2 protein-coding genes are annotated in these 1,771 nt (G+C 64.8%); both read right to left on the bottom strand.

The window, feature by feature from the left end; all coding sequences use genetic code 11:
- The coding region (locus EOA79_RS31835; protein WP_164894061.1) for a glutamine synthetase family protein at positions 1-1,194 on the bottom strand (1,194 nt) is incomplete at its 3' end.
- Between the two features lie 336 nt (positions 1,195-1,530).
- A partial coding sequence (locus EOA79_RS33295; protein WP_206639298.1) for a hypothetical protein occupies positions 1,531-1,771 on the bottom strand: 241 nt, incomplete at its 5' end.

Here is a 1,771-nt window from a genome sequence, read left to right as displayed (position 1 = left end):
CTGGCTGCGATAGGCGTTGCCAAAGGCCTCCGGCGAGCGGGCCAGCTTCTCCTCGACGCCGAGATATCCGGCGATGAGCGAGCCGGCCATGGCGAGGTAGGGATTGGCGTCGGCCCCGGGCAGTCGGTTCTCCACCCGCCGCGCGGCGCGCCCGCCCATTGGCACCCGCAAGCCGCAGGAGCGGTTGTCATGCGACCACTCGATATTGGCCGGCGCGCTGTGGCCCGGCCGGATGCGGCGATACGAGTTCACGTTCGGTGCAAACAGCGGCATGATTTCAGGCACGTATTTCTGCAGGCCCCCGATGAAGTGCGCGAACATTTCTGTGTCCTCGCCGTCTTTGCCGGCAAACAGGGGCTCGCCGCCTTCGTCGATGATGGACATGTGAAGATGCATCGAGCTGCCGGCCTGCGCCGCGATCGGCTTCGCCATGAAGGTGGCGTGCATACCGCTCGCTTGCGCCGCCTGCCTGGCCATACGCTTGAACAACAGCACCTTGTCGGCCAGCGCCAGCGGGTCGCCATGGAGGAAGTTGATCTCGAGCTGCGCCGTGCCGGATTCATGGATCAGCGTGTCGAGCGGCAGGCCGGCCGCCGCGGCGTGCTCATAGAGGCGACGCGTCACCGCTTCGAACTCCTCCAGCGCCTGCATGTCATAGGGATGCTGCACGCTTTCCGGCCGTCCATTGCGCCCGACCGGCGCGGTCAGCGGCCGATCCGGATCGGGATTTGGCGCCGTGAGGTAGAATTCGAGCTCCGGCGCCGTCACGGCGTGCCAGCCACGCCGGCGGTAAAGATCGAGCACGGCCCTCAGCACATGGCGCGGCGAAGCCATCGACGGCCGTCCGTCCATGTGAAACGTATCGGCAAAGACATAGGCCTTGCCGACCCTGCCGCCGGGCGCAAGGCTGAGCGTCGACAGGTCGGGCACCATGCGCATGTCGGGGTCCTGATACGCGAACCCTTCATCGATGGAGCCGGAATAGCGGCCGTCGATCGCGACCAGGAAAGCGCTGCTCGGCAGGTAGAGCGCAAGGTCCTCGAGCGACTTCAGGAACTTGGCCGCCGGCAAGGCCTTGCCGCGCAGCACACCGTTGACATCGGGCACGAGGCACTCGACCTCGCTTATTCCATGCGTGGTCAGCCAGCTTTGCGGATCGGCGCTGGGAAATGAGGAATTCAGTTTGTCAGGCATCGGTCATGTCCGTACGAAGGAGAAGTCGCTTCGGCGGGCACGTCCGTTTCGGTTTGAGCGCTGAGTAAGCTACGTGATCTGAACGACGGACGCCCGCCTGATGGCCGGCCAACAGGCCGGATCGAGCGCTCCGCATACCCCCTCGGTCCAGCCGTCACGAACGACATGCGAACCGACCTTGGTCTCCTCCGCGCGTTGCAGATTCTCGTGCCGGCAACAGCGCATGACTAGTGATGCCCCGCCGAAAGACGGTTTCTTGCGGCCGAAATTGAAAACAGCCGAGAGCCGGAGCGTCTTTTTGCCATTTGCGCGGCAAACCTCTTCAAGGAACCTGGCCTATGGTTTGACCGATCGTTGCTTCCGGCGCAAGCCCGCCCGCTGGGGCCGCTCCGCGCGTTGCCCGCCCGAAGGAACTCGCTGCCGGTTTTGATGTTCCCACTGAGCACGCCACCGGCGCACAGCGCGGCCGACGGAATTCAGCACGATCAGGAGCGATGGGATGGAAGGCAGGATCGAAACGGGGGCATGTTTTTGCGGGGCGATCGCGGCCGAGATGCAGGGCGATCCGTTCTGGACC

The sequence above is a fragment of the Mesorhizobium sp. M1A.F.Ca.IN.020.03.2.1 genome (assembly GCF_004023205.1).
GTDB lineage: Bacteria > Pseudomonadota > Alphaproteobacteria > Rhizobiales > Rhizobiaceae > Mesorhizobium.
Note: the sequence above shows the minus strand (reverse complement) of the source record. Positions and strands in the feature narration are given on the sequence as shown.